General features: G+C 68.7%; 25 protein-coding genes. 9 read left to right on the forward strand and 16 right to left on the reverse strand.

Annotated features, from left to right (window positions below; translation table 11 throughout):
- Nucleotides 1-54: 54 nt before the first annotated feature.
- Together BM388_RS00300 and BM388_RS00305 are read right to left on the reverse strand one after the other, a co-directional pair.
- Entirely contained in the window at nucleotides 55-1,755 is a 1,701-nt protein-coding gene (locus BM388_RS00300) for a methyl-accepting chemotaxis protein (protein WP_089846011.1), read from the reverse strand.
- Between the two features lie 352 nt (nucleotides 1,756-2,107).
- Entirely contained in the window at nucleotides 2,108-2,308 is a 201-nt protein-coding gene (locus BM388_RS00305) for a tautomerase family protein (protein ID WP_089846013.1), read from the reverse strand.
- Nucleotides 2,309-2,461: 153 nt separating this feature from the next.
- Here BM388_RS00305 and BM388_RS17490 point away from each other — a divergent pair, with 153 nt between their 5' ends.
- Nucleotides 2,462-2,632, forward strand: coding sequence for a DUF6435 family protein (locus BM388_RS17490; protein ID WP_139233880.1), 171 nt, complete (start codon nucleotides 2,462-2,464; stop codon nucleotides 2,630-2,632).
- A gap of 9 nt (nucleotides 2,633-2,641) precedes the next feature.
- On the opposite strand, the gene BM388_RS00310 is transcribed toward BM388_RS17490, so the two are convergent.
- The 4 genes from BM388_RS00310 to gatC are packed head-to-tail and all read right to left on the reverse strand — an operon-like array spanning nucleotide 2,642 to nucleotide 6,518.
- Nucleotides 2,642-3,193 (reverse strand): cupin domain-containing protein, encoded by a 552-nt coding sequence (locus BM388_RS00310; protein WP_089846015.1) that lies wholly within the window; start codon nucleotides 3,191-3,193, stop codon nucleotides 2,642-2,644.
- A 56-nt stretch (nucleotides 3,194-3,249) separates the two neighbouring features.
- Nucleotides 3,250-4,719, reverse strand: a complete 1,470-nt coding sequence (gene gatB / locus BM388_RS00315) for an Asp-tRNA(Asn)/Glu-tRNA(Gln) amidotransferase subunit GatB (protein WP_089846017.1) — start codon at nucleotides 4,717-4,719, stop codon at nucleotides 3,250-3,252.
- Nucleotides 4,719-6,179 carry an Asp-tRNA(Asn)/Glu-tRNA(Gln) amidotransferase subunit GatA gene (gatA, locus tag BM388_RS00320; protein WP_089846019.1) on the reverse strand — a complete coding sequence of 487 codons (1,461 nt, stop codon included), beginning with the start codon at nucleotides 6,177-6,179 and terminating at the stop codon, nucleotides 4,719-4,721. Before gatA ends, gatB begins: the two co-directional genes overlap by 1 nt.
- Before the next feature lie 51 nt (nucleotides 6,180-6,230).
- Nucleotides 6,231-6,518 (reverse strand): Asp-tRNA(Asn)/Glu-tRNA(Gln) amidotransferase subunit GatC, encoded by a 288-nt coding sequence (gatC, locus tag BM388_RS00325; RefSeq protein ID WP_089846021.1) that lies wholly within the window; start codon nucleotides 6,516-6,518, stop codon nucleotides 6,231-6,233.
- A gap of 182 nt (nucleotides 6,519-6,700) precedes the next feature.
- On the opposite strand from gatC, the gene BM388_RS00330 reads away from it, so the two are divergent.
- The 7 genes from BM388_RS00330 (at nucleotide 6,701) to tldD (ending at nucleotide 16,645) form a co-directional block, all read left to right on the forward strand.
- Nucleotides 6,701-7,738: a rod shape-determining protein gene (locus BM388_RS00330; protein WP_089846023.1), complete on the forward strand. Its 1,038-nt coding sequence runs from the start codon at nucleotides 6,701-6,703 to the stop codon at nucleotides 7,736-7,738.
- A 74-nt stretch (nucleotides 7,739-7,812) separates the two neighbouring features.
- Entirely contained in the window at nucleotides 7,813-8,685 is an 873-nt protein-coding gene (gene mreC, locus BM388_RS00335) for a rod shape-determining protein MreC (RefSeq protein ID WP_089846025.1), read from the forward strand.
- On the forward strand, nucleotides 8,685-9,173 hold the full coding sequence (gene mreD, locus BM388_RS00340; protein WP_089846026.1) for a rod shape-determining protein MreD: 489 nt from the start codon (nucleotides 8,685-8,687) through the stop codon (nucleotides 9,171-9,173). The genes mreC and mreD overlap by 1 nt, the downstream gene beginning before the upstream one ends.
- Before the next feature lie 28 nt (nucleotides 9,174-9,201).
- On the forward strand, nucleotides 9,202-9,786 hold the full coding sequence (locus BM388_RS00345; protein WP_089846028.1) for a Maf family protein: 585 nt from the start codon (nucleotides 9,202-9,204) through the stop codon (nucleotides 9,784-9,786).
- A gap of 94 nt (nucleotides 9,787-9,880) precedes the next feature.
- Nucleotides 9,881-11,344 carry a ribonuclease G gene (rng, locus tag BM388_RS00350; protein ID WP_089846030.1) on the forward strand — a complete coding sequence of 488 codons (1,464 nt, stop codon included), beginning with the start codon at nucleotides 9,881-9,883 and terminating at the stop codon, nucleotides 11,342-11,344.
- A 4-nt stretch (nucleotides 11,345-11,348) separates the two neighbouring features.
- Entirely contained in the window at nucleotides 11,349-15,194 is a 3,846-nt protein-coding gene (locus BM388_RS00355; protein ID WP_089846032.1) for a YhdP family phospholipid transporter, read from the forward strand.
- Nucleotides 15,191-16,645, forward strand: a complete 1,455-nt coding sequence (tldD, locus tag BM388_RS00360; RefSeq protein ID WP_175535007.1) for a metalloprotease TldD — start codon at nucleotides 15,191-15,193, stop codon at nucleotides 16,643-16,645. The genes BM388_RS00355 and tldD overlap by 4 nt, the downstream gene beginning before the upstream one ends.
- 151 nt (nucleotides 16,646-16,796) lie before the next feature.
- Here the strand turns inward: tldD and yjgA are convergent, their stop codons facing one another.
- Nucleotides 16,797-17,303: a ribosome biogenesis factor YjgA gene (gene yjgA, locus BM388_RS00365; RefSeq protein WP_089846034.1), complete on the reverse strand. Its 507-nt coding sequence runs from the start codon at nucleotides 17,301-17,303 to the stop codon at nucleotides 16,797-16,799.
- A gap of 116 nt (nucleotides 17,304-17,419) precedes the next feature.
- On the opposite strand from yjgA, the gene pmbA reads away from it, so the two are divergent.
- Nucleotides 17,420-18,760: a metalloprotease PmbA gene (pmbA, locus tag BM388_RS00370; protein ID WP_089846035.1), complete on the forward strand. Its 1,341-nt coding sequence runs from the start codon at nucleotides 17,420-17,422 to the stop codon at nucleotides 18,758-18,760.
- A gap of 130 nt (nucleotides 18,761-18,890) precedes the next feature.
- On the opposite strand, the gene BM388_RS00375 is transcribed toward pmbA, so the two are convergent.
- From BM388_RS00375 to BM388_RS00415, 9 genes are all read right to left on the reverse strand, one after another.
- Nucleotides 18,891-19,160 carry an HPr family phosphocarrier protein gene (locus BM388_RS00375; protein ID WP_089846038.1) on the reverse strand — a complete coding sequence of 90 codons (270 nt, stop codon included), beginning with the start codon at nucleotides 19,158-19,160 and terminating at the stop codon, nucleotides 18,891-18,893.
- Nucleotides 19,161-19,163: 3 nt separating this feature from the next.
- Nucleotides 19,164-20,084 carry an RNase adapter RapZ gene (rapZ, locus tag BM388_RS00380; protein WP_089846040.1) on the reverse strand — a complete coding sequence of 307 codons (921 nt, stop codon included), beginning with the start codon at nucleotides 20,082-20,084 and terminating at the stop codon, nucleotides 19,164-19,166.
- A gap of 45 nt (nucleotides 20,085-20,129) precedes the next feature.
- The gene (gene ptsN, locus BM388_RS00385; protein WP_089846042.1) at nucleotides 20,130-20,615 is read right to left on the reverse strand and encodes a PTS IIA-like nitrogen regulatory protein PtsN; all 486 of its coding nucleotides are present in this window, start codon (nucleotides 20,613-20,615) and stop codon (nucleotides 20,130-20,132) included.
- A gap of 7 nt (nucleotides 20,616-20,622) precedes the next feature.
- Complete coding sequence (gene hpf / locus BM388_RS00390; RefSeq protein ID WP_089846043.1) at nucleotides 20,623-20,931, reverse strand: ribosome hibernation-promoting factor, HPF/YfiA family; 309 nt, start codon at nucleotides 20,929-20,931, stop codon at nucleotides 20,623-20,625.
- 169 nt (nucleotides 20,932-21,100) lie between these two features.
- The gene (locus BM388_RS00395; protein ID WP_089846045.1) at nucleotides 21,101-22,519 is read right to left on the reverse strand and encodes an RNA polymerase factor sigma-54; all 1,419 of its coding nucleotides are present in this window, start codon (nucleotides 22,517-22,519) and stop codon (nucleotides 21,101-21,103) included.
- A 139-nt stretch (nucleotides 22,520-22,658) separates the two neighbouring features.
- Nucleotides 22,659-23,384 carry an LPS export ABC transporter ATP-binding protein gene (gene lptB, locus BM388_RS00400; protein WP_089846047.1) on the reverse strand — a complete coding sequence of 242 codons (726 nt, stop codon included), beginning with the start codon at nucleotides 23,382-23,384 and terminating at the stop codon, nucleotides 22,659-22,661.
- Nucleotides 23,384-23,911 carry a lipopolysaccharide transport periplasmic protein LptA gene (gene lptA / locus BM388_RS00405; RefSeq protein ID WP_089846333.1) on the reverse strand — a complete coding sequence of 176 codons (528 nt, stop codon included), beginning with the start codon at nucleotides 23,909-23,911 and terminating at the stop codon, nucleotides 23,384-23,386. The genes lptB and lptA overlap by 1 nt, the downstream gene beginning before the upstream one ends.
- Nucleotides 23,911-24,495: an LPS export ABC transporter periplasmic protein LptC gene (gene lptC, locus BM388_RS00410; protein WP_089846049.1), complete on the reverse strand. Its 585-nt coding sequence runs from the start codon at nucleotides 24,493-24,495 to the stop codon at nucleotides 23,911-23,913. Before lptC ends, lptA begins: the two co-directional genes overlap by 1 nt.
- A 3-nt stretch (nucleotides 24,496-24,498) precedes the next feature.
- Nucleotides 24,499-25,071, reverse strand: coding sequence for a KdsC family phosphatase (locus tag BM388_RS00415; RefSeq protein ID WP_089846051.1), 573 nt, complete (start codon nucleotides 25,069-25,071; stop codon nucleotides 24,499-24,501).
- Nucleotides 25,072-25,097: the final 26 nt, after the last annotated feature.

The raw sequence follows: 25,097 nt of genomic DNA on the forward strand, positions 1-25,097 counted from the left end.
CTCGCATTAGGTCTTCGCATTAGGCCTTCACGTTAGGCCTTCACGAGAGGGCGGTCAGAAGTCGGCCCAGTCAGGTTCGCGCCGGGGTGACGTTGCGGGGTGGGAGGCGTCGCGTGATGTAGTCTGCGCGCTGCCCGCCCGGGGCGCGTCGTCTCGAGCGTCCGCCGGTGGCTGCCCGGGCAGGCGGAAGGCCGACATGGCGGTCATCAGCTGTCGAGCGTGCTGGCTGAGGTTGTCGGCCGAGGAAGCGCTCTCCTGCACCAGGGCGGCGTTCTGCTGCGTGACGCGGTCCATCTGAGTCACGGCGGTTCCGGTTTCCTGCACACCGGCGCGCTGTTCGGCGCTCGCCTCGCTGATCTCCTGCATGATCCTGCTGACTCGCTCGATGGTAGCGACGATCTCCTCGGTGGCCTGGCTGGCCTCGGCGGCGCGGGCGTTGCCGTGCTTGACGCGCTCGCCGTTGCGAGCAATGCGATCGCTGATCTCCTGGGCTGCGGTGGCGCTCTTCTGGGCGAGGTTGCGTACCTCGGACGCTACCACGGCGAAGCCACGTCCGTGCTCGCCGGCGCGCGCCGCCTCCACCGAGGCGTTCAGTGCCAGGATATTGGTCTGGAAGGCGATCTCGTCGATGGTGGAGGTGATGCTGGCGATCTCGCCGGCGCTTTCGTCAAGCTTCGCCATGGTCTCGGTCACCTGCTGGACAGCCTGGCCGCCTCGGGTGGCCAGGCTCGCCGCCTCCTCGCTCTCTCGGCTGGCCTGTTCGGCGTTGCTGGTGTTCTGGCTCACGGTCGCGTTGAGCTCCTCCATCGCCGAGGCGGTCTGGGACAGGGCGCTGGCTTGCTGCTCGGTGCGCGAGGCGAGCTCGCCGTTGCCCGAGGCGATCTGCTCGCTGTTGCTCGCCACCGACTCGGCGGCGGTGCGTACCTGGGCGACGATATCCTGCAGCTGCCGGGCCATGGCGACCTGGGCGGCCATGATGCTGCGGCGGTCACCGTCGCGTAGCTTGCCGTCGACGACCAGCTCCCCGCGGCCGATGGCCTCGGCGAAGGCCTTTACTTCGTGGGGTTCGGCGCCCAGTTCGCGCAGCAGCTGGCGCGACAGCAAGAAGGCGATCAGGGTCCCGATCAGCAAGGCTGCGAGGCACAGGGCCAGCATCAGGAGCTGGAAGCCCGAGGCGGTGTCCCGAGCGCTGGCGGTGTCGCGTGCGGTTTCCGCCTCCTGATAGTTGATGAAGGCGTTGATGTCGTCGAGCCACTGGAAGAACGCCGGACCGGCTTCGTCGAGCAAGATTCGGCGCGCCGCCGCAACGTTGTCGCGGTTGCGCTCGCCGATGATCCTGCCGGCCAGGGCATTGGTCTGGTTCGCCTGGTCGTCGATGATCTCGAGCAGGCGTGCCTCCCTCGCATTGGCACCGTGGTCGCTCACCACCCCGTTCATGCCCTGGCTGGCCTCCTGATAGTCGTCGATCAGTCGCTGGAAGTGAGCCTGGATATCCTGCAGCTCGTCGGGATCGGTCACCAGCGTCATGTCGCGCAGCAGGATGGCGCGGTCATGGACGCTGCCGCGCCAATCGATGGCGTGACGCATCTTGACGCCGTTGATGTCGTTGATGGTGGTCAGGTTGCGGTCGATGCGCTTGACCTGATCGATGCCGATGGCAGTGAGCAGGACCATCAGGGTAAGGACGGCGGCGAAGCCGCCAGCGAGGCGGGCGCGAATGCCGAGGCGGGCGGTTCGGCCTTTCGAGAGTGGCATGAGTGGAGGGTTCCTTGTGGGAGGGCGTCGGGAGCGGGCTCGGCGGGGATGCGGCCTTAACGTCACCGTAGGGTAATTCTTATATGATTCTTGTACAAATAATTTCTAATGAGATGGTGGCCTTGGAGTGATGTGTCGTTATTTCGCCAGGAGGCGCTGCATCAGAGTCGAAGAAAGGGCGGCGAAGACGGAGGGGGCAAAAGGAGAGGAGGGCTGGCGTCGGCGGGCGGCTGGGGACGCTCCTTGTAAGGGCTCGCCACTGCTGGCGTGAGGAGAAAAGCCGGGTGCGGTGGGGCGGGGAAAGGGGAGAGTGGCGAGGCCCCGGCTCAAGGTGACCGGGGCGGCGGTGCGTTTACGATTGGGCCTGGCGACGGCGCTTGACAGATTCGCCGGCGACGCCGAAGTCCTGGGTGGCAACGTCGGAGAGCAGGATGCGCACGCTCTCCGGGGTGCAGTCGATGGCGTCGACACAGGCGGCGGTGACCTTCTCGATCAGGGCTTCCTTCTGTTCTGCGCTGCGCCCTTCGATGAGCTGGACGTTGATGATTGGCATGCGGCCTCCGTTTTGGTGGAAATATTTTTCAAAATCATTCTTTCCGAGCACGCAGCGCTTGTCAAAACGACGCGACGGGCGCGCATGGAGTTTTTCTTGTACAATGTTTGTCCGAGTGTTGTGCAGGCAACGATGATCCGTGGAGGAATTTGCATGTTGAACTGGCTCAAGAAGGATCCGGTAAAGAAACTCCAGAAACAGTATGAGCAGAAACTCGAACAGGCGATGCTGGCCGCCCGCAATGGCGACATGCGCGCAAACGCCTCGCTGACCGAGGAGGCGGAGGCGCTGCGCGACAAGATCGAGAAGTTGAAGAATGCCTGAGCCGGGGGCTCAGAAGGTCCGCGCCGGGGTGGCGCAGCTGACCAGGCGGCAGGGTGCATCACCCGGGTTGCGGAAGCGATGGGGCACGTTGGTGTCGAAGTAGTAGGCTTCGCCGACCGAGAGTAGTCGTGTCTCAGCGCCGATGGTGATCTCGATCTGCCCCTCCAGCACCACGCCGGCCTCTTCGCCCTGGTGGGCGATCATCTCGCGGCCAGTGTCGGCGTCGGGGGGGTAGGTCTCTATCATGAAGGCCAGCGCGCGGCTGGCGCGGTTGGCGCCCACCAGCTTGTAAATGACGTCTCCGATGCCCACGTCGGCCAGCTCGTCGGCCGAATAGAACACCTGGTTGCGGCTCTCCAGATCCATGGTGAAGAAGTCACCGACGCTCATGGGAATGGCGTCGAGGATCTTCTTCAGTGAGCTTACCGAGGGCGAGACCTTGCCCTGCTCGATCAGCGACAGGCTGGAGTGGGTGACGCCGCAGCGCTTGGCTAGCTCGCGTTGGGAGACCCCTCTCAGGGTGCGCAAGGCACGTAGGCGCGCGCCGACATCGTCTGCCATGGGGAGTTGTCCTTTGACATTGAAGGGGCGGGCGCTGAGGGCGCCCGCCCCGGCGCTCAGCACAGGGCGTCGAGCCTTTCCTTGAGCAGGCCGTTGACCTGCTGGGGGTTCGCGGTGCCCCGCGAGGCCTTCATCACCTGGCCGACGAAATAGCCGATCATCTTGCCGCGCTTGTCGGGCTCTGCGTCACGGTACTGGGCCACCTGGGCCGGGCTGTCCGCGATCACCTGGTCGATCATCGCCTCGATGGCGCCGGTGTCGGTGACCTGCTTGAGGCCCTTGGCTTCGATCACCGCGTCGGCGCTGTCGCTTTCGCCGTTCCACAGCGCCTGGAAAACCTGCTTGGCGGCCTTGCCGTTGATGGTGTCATCGATGATCCGAGCGACCAGTTCGCCGAGTTGACGCGCCGAGACCGGGCTACTCTGGATCGGCAGGCCCTCGCGGTTCAGCGCGCCGGAAAGCTCGCCCTGCACCCAGTTGGCGGCCTGCTTGGCATCGCCGCAGACATCATTGACCTGCTCGAAGAACTCGGCCATCTCGCGGCTCGCCGAGAGCACGCCGGCGTCATAGGCCGAGAGGCCCATCTCTTCCTGGAAGCGGGCGCGCTTGTCGGCGGGCAGCTCCGGAAGGTTGTCGCGCAGATGGTCGACGTAGGCCTGGTCGAGCACCACCGGCAGCAGGTCGGGGCAGGGGAAGTAGCGGTAGTCGTTGGCCTGCTCCTTGGTGCGCATGCTGCGGGTCTCGTCGCGCTCGGGATCATAGAGGCGCGTCTCCTGGACCACCTCGCCGCCGTCCTCGAGCAGCTCGATCTGGCGCTCCACCTCGAAGGCGATGGCGCGCTCGACGAAGCGGAAGGAGTTGACGTTCTTGATCTCGGCGCGGGTGCCGAAGGCCGCCTGGTCCTTGGGACGCACCGAGACGTTGACGTCGCAGCGCATCGAACCCTCGGCCATGTTGCCGTCGCTGATCCCCAGGTAGGTGACGATGGAGTGGATTGCCTTGAGGTAGGCCGCGGCCTCCTTGGCCGAACGCATGTCCGGCTCGGAGACGATCTCCAGCAGCGGCGTGCCGGCACGATTCAGATCGATGCCGGTCATGGCCTGGCCCATGCCGTCGGAGAAGGTCTCGTGGAGCGACTTGCCGGCATCCTCCTCGAGGTGGGCGTGATGCACCCGAATGGCCTTGGTGCTGCCGTCGTCCAGGGTGATCTCCACCTCGCCGGGCCCGACGATGGGGTGATACATCTGGCTGGTCTGGTAGCCCTTGGGCAGGTCCGGATAGAAGTAATTCTTGCGGTCAAACACCGAGACCTCGGGGATCTCGGCGTGGATGCCCAGGCCGAACTGCACGGCCATGGCCACGGCGGCCTCGTTGAGGACCGGCAGCACGCCGGGCATGCCCAGATCGACGGCACAGGCCTGGCTGTTGGGCTCGGCACCGAAGGCGGTCGAGGCGCCGGAGAAGATCTTGGAACGGGTGGCGAGCTGGACGTGGACCTCCAGCCCGATCACGGTTTCCCATTGCATCAGGCGGTCTCCTCAATGATCCCGGGACGACGCAGGTGCCAGTCGGTGGCCTGCTGGAACTGGTGGGCGACGTTGAGCAGCCGCGCCTCGGCGAAGTGGGTGCCGAGGATTTGAAGACCCACGGGGCGGCCGCCGGCGAAGCCGGCCGGCACGCTGATGCCGGGGATGCCCGCCAGGTTGATGGCGATGGTGTAGATGTCTTGCAGGTACATCGAGACCGGATCCTTCTTCGCCCCCAGGTCGAAGGCCGGGGTCGGCGAGGCCGGGCCCATCAGCACGTCGACCTCGTCGAAGGCGTCGAGGAAGTCCTGGCGGATCAGCCGGCGGACCTGCTGGGCCTTCTTGTAGTAGGCGTCGAAGAAGCCCTCGGAGAGGGTGTGGGTGCCCATCAGGATGCGCCGCTGGACCTCCTCGCCGAAGCCCTCGGCGCGGCTGCGCAGGTAGAGGTCGGTGAGGTCGGTGGGGGCCTCGCAGCGGTGGCCGAAGCGCACGCCGTCGTAGCGCGCCAGGTTGGAGGAGGCCTCCGCGGGGGCGATGACGTAGTAGGCCGGGATGGCGTAGTGGGTGTGCGGCAGGCTTACCTCGCGCACGGTGGCGCCCAGCGACTCGTACACGCGGATCGCCTCGCGCACGGCGCTCTCGACCTCGGGGTCGAGGCCGTCGCCAAAGTACTCGGTCGGCAGGCCGATCTTGAGGCCGGCGAGCGGCGCGTCGAGCTCGGCGGTGTAGTCCGGCACGCCGCGCGCCACGCTGGTGGAGTCACGCAGGTCGTGGCCGGCGATGGCGCCGAGCAGGTGGGCGCAGTCGGCGGCGGTGCGCGCCATGGGGCCGGCCTGGTCGAGGCTCGAGGCGTAGGCGATGATGCCGTAGCGCGAGACGCGCCCGTAGGTGGGCTTGAGGCCGGTAATGCCGCAGAAGGCGGCCGGCTGGCGGATCGAGCCGCCGGTGTCGGTGCCCATGGCGGCGGGCACCAGGCCCGCGGCCACGGCGGCGGCGCTGCCGCCGGAGGAGCCGCCCGGAACCGCGGCGCCGTCCCAGGGGTTCTTCACCGCGCCATAGAAGCTGTTCTCGTTGGACGAGCCCATGGCGAACTCGTCCATGTTGGTCTTGCCCAGGCTCACGGTGCCCGCAGCCTTGAGCTTCTCGACCACGGTGGCGTCATAGGGCGCCACGAAGTTGTCGAGCATCTTCGAACCGGCGCTGGTCTTGACGCCGGTGGTGCAGAAGATGTCCTTGAGCGCCAGCGGGACGCCGGTGAGCGGGCCGGCCTCGCCTCGGGCTCGGGCGGCATCGGCGGCGTCGGCGGCGGCCAGCGCCTGTTCCGGCGTCACGGTGATGAAGCTGTTGAGGTCGCCATCGAGGCGGTCGATGCGCGCGAGCAGGTTCGCGGTGAGCTCGCGGCTGGAGAACTCGCCGGCCGCGAGGCCGGCGGCGAGCTCCGTCAGAGTCTTGTCATGCATGGGCCCTGGGCTCCGTGATGGCTTGCCGGTAACGGATGGGAGTGACGCGGATCATTCGACGACCCGGGGAACCAGGTAGAGCCCCTGATCTACGGCGGGAGCGCAGCGCTGGAAGGCCTCGCGCTGGTCGGCTTCGGTGACCTCGTCGGCGCGCAGCCGCTGGGTGGTTTCCAGGGGGTGCGCCAGGGGGGCAACGCCCTCGGTGTCCAGGGTCTGAAGCTGGTCGACCATCGCCAGGATGCGGCCCAGGTCGTCAAGGTAATGGGCGGCCTCGTCATCGTTCAGGCCGAGCCGTGCCAGATGGGCGGCCTTGAGAACGTCTGCGTGTTCAAGCGCCATGATCGGATGTCCTCGAGAGGGGGTGGGTCATGGAAATGACCGCAGAAGGTACCACATCCGCCGCCCGGCTGGCAGGTCCAACAAAGCCCGGTAATGGGGGGTGTTCTGCTTGCTGCTGGGGGGGCTCGGTGATACCGTTTGCGTCCGCACAGGGTTCCCGGACTGCACTAGGTAACGACTCCATGTTCAAACGCTTGAGGGGGCTGTTTTCCAGCGATCTATCGATCGATCTGGGGACGGCCAATACGCTGATTTACGTCCGCGGCCGCGGCATCGTGCTCGATGAACCGTCGGTCGTGGCGATTCGCCAGTCCGGCAACATGCGCAGCGTGGCAGCGGTGGGTGCCGATGCCAAGCGTATGCTCGGTCGGACCCCCGGCAACATTACCGCCATTCGCCCGATGAAGGACGGCGTCATCGCCGACTTCACCGTCACCGAACAGATGCTCCAGTACTTCATCCGCAAGGTGCACCAGAGCACCTTCCTGACGCCGAGCCCGCGCGTGCTGGTCTGCGTGCCCTGCATGTCGACCCAGGTCGAGCGGCGCGCCATCAAGGAATCTGCCGAGGGCGCCGGGGCCCGCGAGGTGTTCCTGATCGAGGAGCCCATGGCCGCGGCCATCGGCGCCGGCCTGCCGGTGGAGGAAGCCCAGGGCTCCATGGTGGTCGACATCGGCGGCGGCACCAGCGAGATTGCCATCATCTCGCTCAACGGGGTGGTCTACTCCGAATCCATCCGCGTCGGCGGCGACCGCTTCGACGAGGCGATCATCGCCTATGTGCGGCGCCACTACGGCAGCCTGATCGGCGAGGCCACCGCCGAGCGCATCAAGGAAGAGATCGGCTGTGCCTACCCGGGTGGTGAACTGCGCGAGATCGACGTGCGCGGCCGCAACCTCGCCGAGGGCATTCCGCGCAGCTTCACGCTGAATTCCCACGAGATCCTCGACGCCCTCCAGGAAACCCTGGGCTCCATCGTCGCCGCGGTGAAGAGCGCCCTGGAGCAGTCGCCCCCCGAGCTCGCCTCCGACATCGCCGAGCGTGGCCTGGTGCTGACCGGCGGCGGCGCGCTGTTGCGCGATCTCGACAAGCTGATCGCCGAGGAGACCGGCCTGCCGGTGATCGTCGCCGAGGACCCGCTGACCTGCGTCGCCCGGGGCGGCGGCAAGGCACTCGAAATGATCGACCAGCACACCTTCGAGCTGCTCTCCAGCGACTGACGGAGGCGCTGGCCTGATGCAGGGGGTCGCTCATTAAACCGCTGTTCTCGCACGGACCGCTGCCGGGTTATCGCATGCTGCTGTGTGCGATGCTGGCCGCGGCGCTGATGTATGCCGATGCGCGCTTTACTCGCATGGAGCCCGTGCGTGCCCAGCTGTCGACCCTGGTGGCGCCGATTCAGTGGGCGGTCAGCCTGCCCAGCGACGTCCTCAACTGGGGGTCGCTGGCGCTCTCCGAGCAGCGTGCCCTGGTCGACGAGAACCGCCGCCTGCGCGAGCAGATCCTGACGCTCTCGCATCGGGTGCAGCGCATGGCCAGCCTGACGGCCGAGAACGTGCGGCTGCGCGAGCTGCTCGCGGCCACCCGCGAGCGGGACATCCCCTACATCACCGCCGAGCTGCTGTCGCTGGACCCCGACCCCTTCACCCATCAGATGGTGATCGACCGCGGCCGTCGCGACGGCGCCTACGTGGGCCAGCCGGTGCTGGACGCTGCGGGACTCGTGGGTCAGGTCACCGCGACCTCGGCCTACTCCAGTCGGGTGCTGCTGCTGGCCGATGCCAGTCATGCGCTGCCGGTGCAGGTCAACCGCAACGGGCTGCGCTTCGTCGTCCAGGGGATGGGCAGCTACGACGCCCTCAGCGTCAAGCATGCCCCTGACACGGCCGATATCAGCGAGGGTGACCTGCTGACCACCTCGGGGCTGGGCGGGCGCTTTCCGCCGGGCTATCCGGTGGCACGGGTCTCGTCGGTGGTCCATGACCCGGGCGAGCCCTTCGCCCGGGTCACCGCCGAGCCGGTCGCCCAGCTGCAGCGCTCGCGCCACTTCCTGCTGCTCTTTCCCCCCGCGACGCCCCTCGCCCCGCCCGAGGGTGAGCTGGCTGCTCCGGCCCTCGAGGCGGCCCGAGCCGTGAGCGGAGCCCTGGCCAACGAGGAGACGCGCTGATGGCCACGTCCTCGCCCGCCAACCTGCTGTGGGTCTGGTTCACCCTGCTGCTGGCGCTGTGCCTGCAGGTGATGCCGCTGGCCGACGGCTGGCAGGTATGGCGCCCCGACTGGCTCGGCCTGATGCTGATCTACTGGTGCATGCGCGATCCGCTGCGGGTCGGCGTCCTGCATGGCTTCGTGCTGGGCCTGCTGGTGGATCTCATCGAGGGCGCGCCGCTGGGTCAGAATGCGCTGCTGCTGTCGCTGCTGGCCTTCCTCTGCGCGCTGGTCTATGGGCGCTTCCGGGCCTATTCGCTGGTCCAGCAGGCGGTGCTGATCTTCGTGCTGCTGGGCATGATCCAGCTGGCCGAGCAGTGGCTGCGCACCCTGTTCGGGCCCTTCCTGATGCAACTCTCCTTCCTGTTGCCGGCGCTGATCGGGGCGCTGCTGTGGCCCTGGCTCACCACCCTGTTCGAGGCACTGGGCCGCCGGCACGCCCGCGACTGACCCCTTCGCCATTTTCCCTGGAGCCGCCATGACCCACGATCCCGTGCTGTGCCTGGCCTCGGCCTCTCCGCGCCGTCGCGACCTGCTGTCTTCGATCGGCGTGACGGTGGAGGTGCGTCCGGTGGACATCGACGAGACGCCGCGGCCTTCGGAGTCGGCAGCTGACTACGTGGTGCGCCTGGCGCGCGAGAAGGCCCTGGCCGGAGCCCGTCTCACGCGACTGCCGACCCTGGGATCGGACACCGCCGTGGTGCGCGACGGCGAGATTCTCGGCAAGCCGGCCAGCCGCGATCATGCCGCGAGCATGCTGGGTTCGCTCTCCGGTCGTGGCCACGAGGTGCTCACCGGGGTCGCTGTCAGCGGCCCCGCCGGCGTGCTGACGGCCTGTGTGACGACCCGGGTCTTCATGCGTGAGCTTACAACGGCCGAGCTTGCCGCCTACTGGGCCACCGGCGAACCGGCCGACAAGGCCGGCGGCTACGCCATTCAGGGCCTGGCCGCGGTGTTCGTCGAGCACATCGAGGGCAGCCACTCGGCGGTAGTCGGCCTGCCGCTCTTTGAAACCGCGGATCTGCTGGCACGCCAGGGCGTGCCGCTGTGGCACGAGGCCTAGCCCTGGGGAGGAGAGGGGGCGTTGATCGAGGCACAGGACGGCCCGGCCCCCTATGTCATAATGGCGGCAGATCTTTCTGGACAAGGATATCCGCATGAGCGGTGAAGTACTCATTAACCTGACACCGATGGAAACCCGTGTGGCCGTCGTCGAGAACGGCGTGCTGCAGGAGGCCTTCATCGAGCGTGCCCGGCGACGCGGCATCGTCGGCAATATCTACAAGGGCCGCGTGGTGCGGGTGCTGCCCGGCATGCAGGCAGCCTTCATCGACATCGGCCTCGATCGCGCCGCCTTCATCCACGCCCACGAGGTGATGCCGCCGGGCACGCCGGCCGACGAGCAGGTCTCCATCGCGCAGCTGCTCCACGAGGGCCAGGCGCTGGTGGTTCAGGCCACCAAGGACCCCATCGGCTCCAAGGGGGCACGGCTGACCACCCACCTCTCGGTGCCGTCGCGCTACCTGGTCTACATGCCCGACTCGCCTCACCACGGGGTCTCCCAGCGGATCGAGGACGAGGCCGAGCGTGACCGTCTGCGCGGCCTGGTCGAGGCGGCGGCCGCCGAGCAGCGGCTGGAGGTCGCCGGCGGCTTCATCGTGCGTACCGCTGCGGAAGGGGTCACCCTCGAGGAGCTCTCCGCCGACATGCACTTCCTGCTGCGCCTGTGGCGCCGGGTCGGCGAGCGTAAGGTGACGGCGGCGGCGCCCAGCGTGGTCTACGATGATCTGCCGCTGTTCATGCGCACCCTGCGCGACGTGATGCGCGACGATATCGAGAAGGTGCGCATCGACTCGCGGGAGAACTACGTCAAGCTGATCGAGTTCGCCAAGGAGTTCATGCCGACGGCGGTAGAGCGCATCGAGCACTACGCCGGCGAGCGGCCGATCTTCGACCTGTTCAGCGTCGAGGACGAGATCCAGAAGGCGCTCGGTCGCAAGGTGCAGCTCAAGTCGGGCGGGTATCTGGTCATCGATCCCACCGAGGCGATGACCACCATCGACGTCAACACCGGCGGCTTCGTGGGGCATCGCAATCTCGAGGAGACGATCTTCAAGACCAACCTCGAGGCCGCCACCGCGATCGCTCGCCAGCTCCGGCTCAGGAATCTCGGCGGCATCATCATCATCGACTTCATCGACATGGACGAGCCCGAGCATCAGCGCCAGGTGCTGCGCATGCTCGAGAAGTCGCTGGAGCGCGACCACGCCAAGACCAAGTGCACCGGCGTCACCGAGCTGGGACTGGTGCAGCTGACTCGCAAGCGCACCCGGGAGAGCCTCGAGCAGACGCTCTGCGAGGCCTGTCCGACCTGCGCCGGTCGAGGCACCCTGAAGACGCCGGAATCGGTCTGCTACGAGATCTTTCGCGAGATCCTGCGCGAGGAGCGGGCCTACAGCGCCGAGACCTACGCGGTGCTGGCCTCCCAGTCGGTCGTCGATCGGCTGCTCGATGAGGAGTCGTCCGCCGTGGCCGATCTCGAAGAGTTCATCGGCAAGACGATCCGCTTCCAGGTCGAGACTCACTACTCCCAGGAGCAGTACGACATCGTGCTGATGTGAGCCCATGTCCGTGACGCGCCTGATCCTTCGCTGGTTGTTGACCCTGATGGCGGTGCCGCTGGCGCTGCTGGCGGTGTTGGTCGTGGTGCTGCGGTTGCTGCCGTTGCTGCTGGACGAGCAGACCGCGCCCCTGGAGCGGCTGCTCTCGACGCGCTTTAATGCGGTGGTGGCGCTGGACGACGTGACGGCGGGCCTCGCCCAGCTGGATCCCTTCCTCGAGGTCGAGGGCCTGACCATCCGTTCCCGTGAGGGGCTCGGCCACGCTCCGCTGCTCCAGGTGGAGCGGGCCAGGCTGCGCCTGGACAGCAGCGCCAGCCTCGCCGCCGGCCTGCCGCGGGTGGCCGCGGCGCGGCTGCAGGGCGTCACCGTGCACCTCTACCAGGATCAGGCCGGGCGCTGGCAGTGGCCAAATCCCGCGCAGCTGCCCCCCGAATTGATCCCCGAGCGCACCTTCGATCTCGATCGCCTCGACTTCTGGGTCGGCATGCTGCTGCGCCAGAGCGCTTGGGTGGAAGACGTCAGCCTGGTGCTGCACGGCCGCAAGCAGCGCGCGGTGCTGAAGGCGCCGCGCCTGGTGATGACCGGCGACGAGCGTCGCACCCACCTCGAAGGGGAGGTGTTCGTCGAGGGTCAGGAGGCGCATGCCATCCGGGCGGTGATGGAGCTTCAGCCCGGGCCGTCGGGGCTCGGCGACTTCAGCGCGGCGCTGCAGGCCGACATGCGCCTTCAGAGCCTGGTGGCGCTCTCCGAGGTGCTGGGCTACGGCAGCGCTCTGCGCCTGGAGACCGTCAGCGGCGATGCACGGCTCTGGGGGCGCTGGCATCGGGGCGCCCTGGCCGATCTGCGCGTCGACCTGGCGGCGCCCCTGCTGGCCTTGGGGCAGCGGGGCTCGAGCGCCGAGGAAGCGACCCAGGCCATCGTGCTCAAGCAGGCGGCCGCGAGCGCCCAGTGGCTGCGCGAGGAGTCGGGATGGCAGGCGTGGATCGAGACCGAGGCGCAGAGCGCCGACTGGTCCCGCCCCGAAGGGCAGCGTGATGACGCCGGGCCGGCGTTGCCGCGCTACTGGCAGATGCGAAGCCGCGACGACGGCTGGTGGCTCACCACCAGCGAGTTCGATCTGGGCGCACTCGCCGCCTGGCGCGACCGGCTGCCGCTGCCCGAGGCGCTGGTGCGAGTAATCGAAAGCCTCGACCCCCAAGGGCGTGTCACTGGGCTGGCGCTGGGTCGCGAGGACGGCCACTGGCGAGCCCGGGCGGCGGCCACCGAGGTGGCCGTGTCGCCCTGGGAGCAGGCGCCCGGCGGCGGGCCGCTGGACGTCTGGGTGGAGTCCGAGGACCTGTCGGGCCACGTCGAGTTTACCGGCCGCGATGCTCGGCTGCACTTCCCAGAGGTGTTCGGCGCGCCGATGGCGCTCTCCCGCGCCAGCGGCGTGATCGACTGGGCCTACGACGGCCCGCGCAGCTTCGTCAGTGGTCGGGACCTCGAGGTGGAGTGGAACGGGGCGCGGATCGAGGGCGGCTTCGGGCTCTCGATCGGCGGCGAGCGGCGCGGCGGCTTCGGGCTGCAGCTCGACTTCGCGGACGTGGACGCGGTCGACACGCCGCTCACCGACTGGCTGCCGGTGGGCATTCTCCCCCCGGCGTTGACCGGCTGGCTGGCCGATGGCGTCGCCGGACGCGTGCCCGAGGGCGCGCTGCGCCTGCATGTGCCGGTGGCTCCCGAGGGGCAGTCGATCGACCCCACCCTGCAGCTCGATCTCGAGGTCGTCGAGGGGCGCCTGCCCATCGCGCCCGGCTGGCCGGTCCTCGAGAGGATAAACGGGCGGTTGTCGATGATCGACGAGACGCTGACGGCACGCGTCGAGGCGGCCGAGAGCCTCGGGGTCGAGGCCACGGCGGGGGAGGTGACGCTCGAGGGTGAGCGGCTGGCGGTCACGGCTAAGCTTGCGACCTCGGCGACGGCCCTGCGTCGCTATCTTCTGGCGCTGCCCGTCGAGGGCATGCAGGCGCTGGCGGATTGGCGGGCCGAGGGCCGGGCGGCCGGTAGCCTGGACCTGACCATGAACCTCGACGCGCCCGAGTCCCTGGCGCTGGATATCGAGACCGAGGCGGATTTCTCGCGCCTGGTCCATGAGCCCCTGCGGCTTGCCTTCGAGCGCATCGAGGGGCCGCTCGCCTGGCGCCAGCGCGGCGAGCAGGGGGGCCTCGAAGGGCGAGTGAGCGCTCGCCTGCTCGGCGGCCCGGTGGTGGCCGAGATCGATACCCGAGCCGGCGGGCTCGATCTCTCCGGCACGGCCGAGGCGCCGGCCCTCGCCGCCTGGAGCGGCGTGCCGGCCCTCGAGACCCTGATCGCCGGTCGGCTGCCCTGGCAGGGTCGCCTGTCGATCGGAGAGGCGGGCGCCTCGCTGCGACTCGACAGCCGCCTGGAAGGGCTTGCCATCGACCTGCCGGCGCCGCTAGGCAAGAGCCGCGAGGCCCGCCGGCCCCTACGGCTGACCTTCGACCTGACCCAGGGGCGGCTCGAGGGGCGCCTGGGCGATCGCCTGGGGCTGCGCTGGCGCGCGCCCGCCGGCGGCGGCCACGGGCGAGGGCAGGTGTGGCTCGGTCATCTGACCGCACCTGACTGGGCCGGCCGGCCGGGCTGGGCGGTGGCGGCCTACCTGCCGCGCCTGGCCGTGGCGCCCTGGGGGCGCGCCCTCTCTCCGCTGATGGCGGCGGCCGAGCCCTCCTCGGCCGGCGGCGCGTCGACCGCGCTCTCCGCGCTAGCCCTCGAGACCGACTGCCTGCAGGTCGATGAGCGCTGCCTGGGCTCGCTGTCCCTGGAGGGCAGCGCCGCCGCCGACGGCTGGCGGCTCGCCGTGGACGGCAGCCTGGCCGGTGGGCGCCTCAGCTATCGGCCCGGCCTGGCGGCGCCGCTGGACATCGCGCTGGATCGCCTCTCGCTGGACGCGCTGGTGCCTCCGGCGACCGACGGTGGCCAGCTGCTCAAGGAACTGGCGCTGCCCGTCGAGGCGGCGCCGCTGCCGGCGGGGCTGGCGGCGCTGCCGGACGGTCGCCTGCGCATCGCCGACCTCGCCTGGCGAGGCGCGCGGCTCGGCCCCTTCGACGGTCGTTGGCACGCCACGAGCGATCGCCTGGTGATCGATCCCCTCTCGCTTGCGCTCGGCGAGATCGAGGCCCGCGGCCAGCTGATCTGGGAGGCGAGCGGGCCCGGTGATAGCCTGACTCGCGCCCGGCTCGACCTGAACGGCGGCGACCTGGGCAGCGCCCTGGCGGCGCTCGACCAGCCGGTCGCCGTAAAGAGCGCCGAGACTCGAGTGAATAGCCAGCTGGCCTGGCCCGGTGCGCCCTGGCAATTCGCCCTGCCGCGCTCCCAGGGCAGCCTCGAGGTCACGATGCGCGACGGTCGCTTCATCAACCTGGAATCGCCCTCGGCGCGCGTCGTCGGACTGCTCAACGTCGACAACCTACTGCGTCGCCTGCGCCTGGATTTCTCCGACGTCACCGGCCGGGGGACCGCCTTCGATCGTGTCAGCGGTGCCGCCACCCTGTATGGTGGGGTACTGGAAACCCGTGGTCCGGTGGAGATCGAGGGGCCGGCGACCCATTTCACCCTGAACGGCAGCGTCGACCTGGCGCGCCGGGAACTCGATCAGCGTCTGTCGGTCACTGTTCCGGTCAGCAACAACCTGCCGCTGGCGGCGGTGCTGGCCGGCGCCCCGATGGTGGGCGGTGCCCTGTTCATCGCCGACAAGCTGTTCGGCGATGCCATCGACCGCGTGACCCGAATCCACTATCGCGTGCAGGGTCCCTGGACCTCGCCGCGGATCGCTCTGGAAAGTGCCGAATGACATCACAGACTCACGACATGCTTGCCGATGCTTCTGACCTGCTGCTGACGCCGGGCGGCCTCGATCTGGCGGCCCTGGATGCCGGACTCGGTCATGCCATGGGCCAAGGCATCGACTATGCGGATCTCTATTTCCAGCGCAGCTGGCACGAGGGGTGGGTGCTGGAGGATGGCGAGGTCAAGGAGGCCAGCTATAACATCGACGGCGGCGTCGGCGTGCGCGCCCTGGCCGGGGAGAAGACCGGCTTCGCCTACTCCAACCAGATCAGCGCCGACGCCCTGGCCGAGACCGGGCGCACCGCCGCCGGCATCGTGCGCACGGGCGCTCGCCAGCGTGTGGCCCCGGGCGTGGCCACGACCTCCGCGGCCCGCTATGCCGGGATCGATCCGCTCTCCGGGCTCAGTGCCGAGGACAAGATCGCCATGCTCAAGCTGGCCGACCGGGTGGCGCGAGCGGCGGACCCCTCGGTAGCCCAGGTCAGCGCCTCGCTCAGTGGTGTCCATGAGGTGGTGCTGGTGCGCGCCAGCGACGGCACTCTGGCGGCGGATATCCGCCCGCTGGTGCGCTTCAACGTCAGCGTGATCGCGGTCAAGAACGGGCGTCGCGAGCGCGGCAGCGCCGGCGGCGGCGGACGCTTCCCCATGTCTCGGCTGCGTGACGACAACGTCGCCGAGCGCTATGCCAAGGAGGCCGTGCGCCAGGCGCTGGTCAACCTGGAGGCCGTCGACGCCCCTGCCGGCCAGATGCCGGTAGTGCTGGGCCCGGGCTGGCCGGGCATCCTGCTCCACGAGGCGGTGGGTCACGGCCTGGAGGGCGACTTCAACCGCAAGGGCAGCTCGGCCTTCGCCGGGCGCATGGGCGAGCGGGTCGCCTCCAAGGGCGTCACAGTGGTCGACGATGCCACCCTGGCCGATCGCCGCGGCTCGATGTCGGTCGACGACGAGGGGACGCCGGGTCAGTGCACGCCGCTGATCGAGGATGGCATCCTGACCGGCTACATGCAGGACAAGCTGAACGCGCGGCTGATGGGCATGGCGCCCACCGGCAACGCGCGCCGCGAATCCTTCGCCCACCTGCCGATGCCGCGCATGACCAACACCTACATGCGCGCGGGCAGCGACGACCCCGCGGACATCCTCAAGAGCGTCAGCCGCGGCATCTACGCGGTGAGCTTCGGCGGCGGCCAGGTGGACATCACCTCAGGCAAGTTCGTCTTCTCGGCGAGCGAGGCGTACCTGATCGAAGACGGCAAGATCACCGCGCCGGTCAAGGGTGCGACCCTGATCGGCAACGGCCCCGAGGCCATGGGGCGCGTCTCGATGATCGGCCACGACATGGAACTCGACACCGGCATCGGCGTCTGCGGCAAGGAGGGGCAGGGCGTGCCGGTGGGCGTCGGCCAGCCGACGCTGAAGCTCGATGAGCTGACCGTGGGCGGCACCCAGTCGTAACAGGGAAGCCGCTGCGCTCGACGAGGCGGCGTTGGCGGCGAACTCGCCATGCTCATTTAGGCGTCGCTAAACTCCGCTGGCTCGTTCGCCGCTGCCTGGCCTCGTCGTCGCTCGCTGGCTTCGCCGGTGAGGAGATGCCGCGAGGGGAGCGTCAGAGGCCGGCGCCGTCGCGGATCAGCTTGAACAGCCGGCGAGCGCTGGTCGGCGGCTTGCCCTGATCGCGCTCGCGGCGAGCGTTGCGGATCAGCTGGCGCAGGGCCTGGCGCTCGGCATCGGGAAATTCGACCACGAAGGCCTCGACGGCGTCGTCGCCCTCCTCGATGAGCCGGTCGCGCCACTTCTCGAGGCGGTGGAAGGCATGATCGCGGCGCAGCGTCTCGTTCTCGATCTCGTCGAACACCGCCTGAATGGCGTCGAGGTCTTCGCCGCGCATCACTTTGCCGACGTACTGCATGTGGCGACGGCGGGCCTCGCGAGCCTTGATGCGCCCGGTCTCCTCGACGGCGGCCAGCAGGTCGTCGGAAAGGGGGAAACGCGCGCGCTGGGCATCGCTCATGGCGATGATCTGCTCGCCGAGCTGCTGCAGGGACTGCATCTCGCGCTTGAGCTGGGACTTGCTGGGCCGCTCGTCGGCCGGGGAGAGGTCATCCTGGGTCATGCCGGTTCCACTTCGTCGGGGTCGAATCGCGCCAGTATATCAGCCTGCGGCACGGGGCTGGACAATGCACCATCTTGAGGGCCGGCGACAGGCCGGCCGAGTAAGGAGAGACGTTCATGACACAGGCTTTCGATGCCGCCGCCCAGCAGGCCCTGCTGGAGAGTCGCGCCCGGATGGCCCTGGACCTGGCCCGCCAGCTCGGGGCCGAGGCCTGCGAGGTGGGGGCCAGCGTCGATCAGGGCGTCGGCGTCAGCGTTCGCGAGGGCGAGGTGGAAACAGTCGAGCTGTCCCGGGATCAGGGGATCGCCGTCACCGTCTATGTGGGCCAACGCAAGGGCAGCGCCTCCTCCAGCGATGCCGGCGAGGCCTCGGTGCGCGCCGTGGTCGAGAAGGCGCTGGCCATCGCCCGCCATACCGGCGAGGACCCGGCCTCGGGCCTGGCCGAGGCGGCGCTGATGGCGACAGAGCTGCCCGACCTCGATGTCCACCACCCCTGGCCGCTCTCCATCGACGAGGCCACCGAGCTCGCCCTGCGCTGCGAAGCGGCCGGGCGCGGCGTGACGGGGATCAAGAGCTCCGACGGGGCAAGCCTCTCCAGCGGCGAGGGGGTGCGCGTCTACGCCAACAGCCACGGCTTCCTGGGCAGTCAGCGCGGCAGCCGCCACTCGCTCTCCTGCCTGCTGATCGCCGAAGACGAGAATGGCATGCAGCGCGACTATGACTACACCAGCGCCCGCGACCCCCGCGACCTGCTCGCCGCCGAGGCGGTGGGCGAGAGCGCCGCGCAGCACACCTTGAGCCGCCTCGGCGGCCGGCGCCCGGCCACCGGGCGCATGCCCGTGCTCTTCGATCCGACCCTGGCCAGCGGCCTGGTCGGCCACCTGATGAGTGCCATCGCCGGGGGGGCGCTGTTCCGCGAGGCCTCGTTCCTCTGTGATCGCCTGGGCGATCCGCTCTTTCCGAAGTGGTTCAGCCTCGGCGAGCGCCCCATGGAGGTCGGCGCCATGGCGAGCTCGCCGTTCGACAACGACGGCGTGCAGACTCGCGACAACGTCTTTATCCGCGATGGTCGCCTGGCAAGCTACATGCTCTCGGCCTACAGCGCGCGTCGCCTGGGTCTTCAGACCACCGGCAATGCCGGCGGCGCGCGCAATCTGCGCATCAGCGCGCCGCTCGAGAGCCGCGAGGCGCTGCTCGAGCGGATGGGCCGCGGCGTGCTGGTCACCGAGCTGATGGGGCAGGGTGTGAACGGCGTGACCGGCGATTACTCCCGCGGGGCGGCCGGCTTCTGGGTCGAGGACGGCAAGATTCAGCACCCGGTGGAGGAGTTCACCATCGCCGGCAACCTCGAGACGATGTTCCAAGGCCTCGTCGGTGTGGGTAGCGATACCGATACTCGCGGCAGCATCCACACCGGCAGCTGGCTGATCGACGAGATGATGGTGGCCGGCGGCTGATCCTCGCAGCGCTCGTGAGGGCCTGCCCCTGCTGGGGCGGTCCTCACATCCAACATCCGCTCGATTCCCCAGCACGGCAGGCGCTCGCCTGACCAATTGCGAGTGCCCGGCGACTCGCTGTCAGCGTCTCTCAGGCGTCCTCGTCGAAGCGGGCCTCGAAGAGCGCGGAGATGGCGTCGAGGGCCGCGTCGGCCTCTTCGCCCTGGGTGTGCACCTCGAGTTCGGTGCCGCAGGGCGCGGCAAGGATCAACAGCGACATGATGTTGGCGGCATCGGCCTGCTGACCGCCGCGGTGCACGGTGACGTGCGCATCGAAGGGCTGGCAACACTGTACGAGTTTGGTGGCGGCGCGGGCATGCAGGCCGCGTCGGTTGGTCAGGGTCAGCTTGCGGCTCGGCACGCCTCAGGCTCCTTCCTGCGGTGCGTCGATATTCATCGATGCCCGCTCGCCGGGCAGGCTGATCTGCACGCCGAGCTCGCGATGACGCAGCCTGACGCCGGCGTGTCGCTCGGCCAGGCGGGCGGCTAGCCGCTCGGCCAGGTAGACCGAGCGGTGCTGGCCGCCGGTGCAGCCGACGGCTACGGTCAGGTAGCTGCGCTGACTGGTGCGATAGCGTGGCAGCCAACGTTCCACCCAGGCGAGGATATCGTCGTGCATCTCGGCCACGACCGGGTAGCCGTCGAGGAAGGCGATGATGCTGGGGTCGCGTCCCGTGGCATCGCGCAGGGCCGGGTCCCAGTAAGGATTGGGCAGGCAGCGCGCGTCGAACACGATGTCGGCATCCAGCGGCACGCCGCGTTTGAAGCCGAAGGATTCCACGGTCAGGGTCATCTGCTCGGCGCGATGACCCGCCACCTGATCGGTGATGCGTCCACGCAGCTCGTGTACCGAGAGCCTCGAGGTGTCGATCACCAGGTCGGCAAGGTCGCGAATCTCCGAGAGCGCCTGCTCCTCGGTATCGATGGCCTCGGCCAGGGTCATGTCGCTGCCGCGGGTCAGCGGATGGCGACGTCGGGTCTGGGAGTAGCGCTCCAGCAGGATGCGCGCATCGGTGGTCAGGTAGACTACCTGGCACTCGAGGTCGCGGGTGCGCAGGTCGTCGAGGAGTTCGGGAAAGCGCGCGAGGGCGTCGGGCAGATTGCGCGCATCGATGCTGACGGCGATCGATGATCGCACGCTGCGGCCCTGCTGGAGCTCGTCGACCAGCGGCCCGAGCAGCATGGCCGGCAGGTTATCGATGGCGTAGTAGCCCAGGTCTTCCAGCGCCTGCAGCGCGATCGACTTGCCGGAACCCGACCGACCACTGATGATCACGAGCTGCATGCGGGCCTCCTGGTCGTGAAAGGGGCGGGCGGTGTCCCAAGGGGGTCAGCCGTCCTGGCGGCCGTCTGAGGCCTGTTGCCGTATTGCCTCCATGAGATGCTCATGAAGCTCGCGCTGGCTAGAGCTATGCCGCAGGCGTCCGCGGGTATCGGCGTCGTTCATCACGCCGGCTACCTGTCCCAGCAGCGCGAGGTGCGCCTCGTCGGCCTCCTGGGGAACCAGCAGTACGAAGACCAGATCTACTGGCTCCCCGTCGATGGCATCGAAGTCGACCGGTTCGGCCAGCTTCAGAAAGCCGGCGATGGGCGCCTTGCAGTGCGGGTTTCGGGCATGCGGGATGGCGACCCCGTTGCCGATACCGGTGCTGCCCAGCCGTTCACGCCCGATCAGGCGGCTGAACACCTCCTGGCTGTCGAGGCTGGGCGTGTTCTGGGCGATGAAGGTGCTGAAGAACTCCAGCACCCGCTTCTTGCTTCCCCCGGGCACGTCGAAGAGCGCGCGCTCGGGGGGCAGGATGGCGTCCAGTGTCATGACGGAATCAGCGCGCGCCGGCGCCCTGGGCGCGGGCCTGGGCCTTTTCCTTGTGCTTGACCAGCTGACGGTCGAGCTTGTCGGCCAGCGCATCGATGGCGGCGTACATGTCATTCTCCATGGCCTCGGCATGGAGGTCGGCACCGGCAGCATGCAGGGTGCAGGCGGCCTGCTGGCGCTCCTTCTCCACGGAGAGGGTGACCTGCACGTTGGTGATGTTGTCGTAATGACGCTCGACGCGGGTCAGCTTTTCCTGCACATAGTCACGCAGTGCGTCGGTCAGTTCCACATGATGGCCGGTGATGTTGACTTGCATGACACGCTCCTTGCTCTTACGGGGTGTGAGTCGATTGTAACCCTTTTTAGCGCCCTGCATACCCCCTCGGCCGGGGGTGGCAAGACACTCTTCGAACGGCGTCAATTCAACCGCTTGCGCCCGCATCGGACGCCGGCATCCGGGCGCGTCGATACGCCATGCGTGGCGTTCAACGAAGGCGCTTGCGCTCGCTGGAGGAGGCGATGCCCATCCCCTCGCGATATTTCGCGACCGTGCGTCGCGCCACGGCAATGCCCGCCTCGTCGAGCAGGGCGACCAGCCGGCTGTCCGAGAGCGGCTTGCGCGGGGGCTCGTCCTGAATCAGCTTGCGGATCCGGGCGCGAATGGCGGTGCTGGAGTGGGCATCGCCTTCGCCGCTGCCACCGCCCACCTGGCTGGAGAAGAAGTACTTGAGCTCGAACATACCGCGCGGGGTGTGGATGAATTTCTGGGTGGTGACCCTTGAGATGGTCGATTCGTGCATCTCCACGACCTGGGCGATATCGGCCAGGATCAGCGGCTTCATGGCCTCCTCACCGCGCTCCAGGAAGTCGAGCTGGCGAACCATGATCTCGCGACCCACCCGCAGCAGAGTGTCGTTGCGGCTGGATAGGCTCTTGATCAGCCAGCGCGCCTCCTGCAGGTGATCCTTGAGAAACTGGTTGTCCGCGCTCTTGTCGGCGCGACGAATCAGCGCGGCGTAGTCCGGCTGGATGCGCAGGCGTGGCATGGCCTCGGGATTGAGCTCCACCTGCCACCCTTCGCGGGTATGGCGGGCGACGAGATCGGGAATCACGTAGTCACTGTCGCCCTCGCCGAAGGCACTGGCGGGGCGCGGATCCAGCGAGCGCACCAGGCCGATGGCCGTGTCGAGGGCCTCGTCGTCGAGGCCGAGGCGGCGTTTGAGCAGGCGGCGATCATCGCCGGCCAGCGCCTCGAGGAACTGGCGCACCAGGCGGCGCGCCTGGGGCAGCAGCGGGGTGTCGTCGGGCAGTACAGCGAGCTGCAGCTGCAGGCACTCGCGCAGGTCGCGGGCGAAGACGCCGGTAGGCTCGAACTGCTGGAGGCGCATCAGCACCTGCTCGACCTCCCGGCTCCTGAGCCCCGCGAGGCCCTGGGCCTTGAGGCCGTCGCGGATCTCCTCCAGGGGCTGGGTGAGGTAGCCGTCGCCGTTGACGGCATCGATCAGGCTCTCGGCGATGTGCCGCTGGCGCTCGTCGAGGTCGGTCATCGCCAGCTGCCAGGTCAGGTGGCCCTGGAGGCTCTGACCCGCGGACTGGCGCTCGAAGTCGGGGGCTTCGCCGCCGGCGGGCGAGCTGCCCAGATCCTGGTAGGTATCGGACCAGTCGCTGTCGGTGGTGAGTTCGGCGGGAATCTCGCTGGCCCAGTCGTCGTCGGGCGTCTCGCTCGCCGCCTGTTCGCCGAATTCCTCCTCCACGTCCAGCAGAGGATTGGATTCCAGCGCCTGCTGGATCTCCTGGCGCAGGTCCAGGGTCGAGAGCTGCAGCAGGGCGATGGCCTGCTGCAGTTGGGGCGTCATGGTCAGTTGAGTGCCGACGCGAAGCTGCAGGGAAGCCTTCATGGCCATGAGAGGAGTTCCCTCGACGTGCCTAAAATTCCACCCTAGCCGCTGGGCGCGGGGGGTGCAACCGGAGAATTAGCAACAATCGTGCCATTCTCGGGCATGATGTCGCTGGTGAATCATGATGGTTTTCAGGCGGCGGCGGTCAGAGGCGGAAATCCTGGCCCAGGTAGACGTCGCGGACGCGCTGATTGGCCAGTATCGCCTCGGCATCTCCCTCGGCGATGATCTGGCCGTCGCCGACGATGTACGCGGTGTCACAGATATCAAGGGTCTCGCGGACGTTGTGGTCGGTGATCAGCACGCCGATGTCGCGGGCCTTGAGCTGGCGGATGATGCCCTTGATCTCGCCTACCGAGATCGGGTCGACCCCGGCGAAGGGCTCGTCGAGCAGGATGAAAGCAGGCTCGGTGGCCAGCGCCCGGGCGATCTCGACCCGCCGCCGCTCCCCCCCGGAGAGGCTCATGCCGAGGTTGTCGCGGATGTGGGTCACGTGGAAGTCCTCGAGCAGCTCCTCGAGCCGGTGCTCGCGGCCACGTCGGTCGAGGTCGCGGCGGGTCTCGAGGATCGCCATGATGTTGTCGGCGACCGACAGCTTGCGAAAGATCGAGGCTTCCTGGGGCAGGTAGCCGATGCCGGCCCGGGCACGTTCGTGCATGGCCGCCGTCGACAGGTCCCGCTCATCGATATGTACCGTGCCGGCATCGGCGCGCACCAGGCCGACGATCATGTAGAAGGAGGTGGTCTTGCCGGCCCCGTTGGGGCCGAGCAGGCCGACGATCCGGCCCTGCTCGATGGAGAGGCTGATGTCCTGCACCACCCGGCGCCGCTTGTAGCTCTTGGCCAGGTGTTCGGCCCTCAGGGTCTTCATCACGGACCGTCCTGCTGTTCGGGTTCGAGGGTCATCCGCACCCGCTGGCGCTCCTCGACGCCCTGCGCGTCGGAGCGCGCCTGGACGACGCGGCGATCGAGGAAGTATTCGAGGTAGCCGCCGTCGAAGGTGTCGCCGCCCTGGTGAAGCTCGGCACGGTCGATCAATTCGATGCGCCGCTCGGCGACATGATAGACGACGGTACGCCCCCAGCCGCGCACCATGGGCTCATCCGGGGCGGGCTGCTGCTCGATGTAGGCGCGCTCGCCGGTGGCGGTGGCGAGCGTGAGCTGGCCCTGGTCGTTGCGGCGGATCTCCACCCGTGCGCCGGTCAGCTGCATGCTGCCCTGCTGGATCTCCACGTCGCCAGTGTAGACGGCGGTGCCCGCGCGGTCGTCGAGGTCCAGGCGGTCGGCCTCGACCTGGATCGGGGCGCTGGCATCACCCTCCAGGGCCAGGGCCGGAGCGCTGCCGAGCAGCAGGCCAATGACGCCGAAGGTCAGCAGGGGGGCGAAGGGAGTTCGCATCATGACTCGGGATCCTCGCGGGTGTCGGGCGGATGGTGTCCGCGCACATTGTCGGTCAGTCGCGCGCGGTTGTCATGGATCCAGGCGTCGAAGCGTTCGCCGCGCATCCGCTGGGGGGGCTGGCGCAGCATCGCCGGGGTCTCGCTCCAGGCATGGCCGCTGTCGGCGTCGAAGTGCAGGATCTCGGTGTCCAGCTGCCAGCGCTCCGCCGGGGCCAGCAGGCGCGCGTCACCGGTCAGGGTCAGCGGGTTGCCTCCCGCGCCCAGGGTGCCGTGGTCGCCATTGGCCAGCCAGACCCGGCCCGCGGCGTCGACCAGGCGCGCGTCGGGTTGCTCGAGGCGGGTGACGTCGTCGTGGGGGGTATGGGTCAGGCGCGGCGTGTCCAGGCGCTGGTGAGGCTCGCCCGTGGCATCGAAGCGCGTCAGCCGGGCGTCCTTGAGGTAGTAGTCGGGCTCGCCGGAGACGTCTCCCGGTACCGGGCCGGGAGCCGGTGCGTCCTGCAGGTCGAGCAGCGCCAGCCCGCCGCCCAGGGCGAGCAGCAGCAGCAGAAGCCCGGTGCGAAAGCCGGGGCGCGGCAGGCCCATGGCTCAGCTCACGCCGTGGAGGTAGGTATCGAGCACGGCGTCCCAGTGCCCCTGGGCCTGCAGCAGGGTGTCGCAGATCTCGCGCACCGCGCCGTGGCCGCCCTCGGCCTCGGTGACCCAGTCGGCCTGGTCGCGGATATAGAGCGGCGCGCCGGGCACGCTGATGCCGACCCCGGCACGGCGAATGGCGGCCATGTCGGGCATGTCGTCACCGCAGTAGGCGACCTGCTCGAGTTCCAGCTCCAGGTGGGCGCACAGCTCGCGCAGCACGTTGAGCTTCTTCTCGGCGCCCTGGAAGACGTGCTGGATGCCCAGCGCGGCGGCGCGGCGGCTGACCATCGGCGAGTCGCGTCCGGTGATCAGGGCCACCACGATCCCGGCGCGCTGCACGAGCTTGATGCCGTGGCCGTCGAGGGTATGGAAGGCCTTGATCTCGACGCCATCGGCCTGGAAGTACAGACGCCCGTCGGTGAGCACGCCGTCCACGTCCATGGCCAGCAGGCGGACATGGCGCAGGCGGTCGACCAGCTGGCCGTCGTTGAGGGGGCGGTGTGGCTGGGGTGGGACGAGGCTCATGGTGTCTCCGGTCGAGGGTCGGCGGT

Source organism: Halomonas saccharevitans (genome assembly GCF_900116405.1).
GTDB classification, from domain to species: Bacteria; Pseudomonadota; Gammaproteobacteria; order Pseudomonadales; family Halomonadaceae; genus Halomonas; species Halomonas saccharevitans.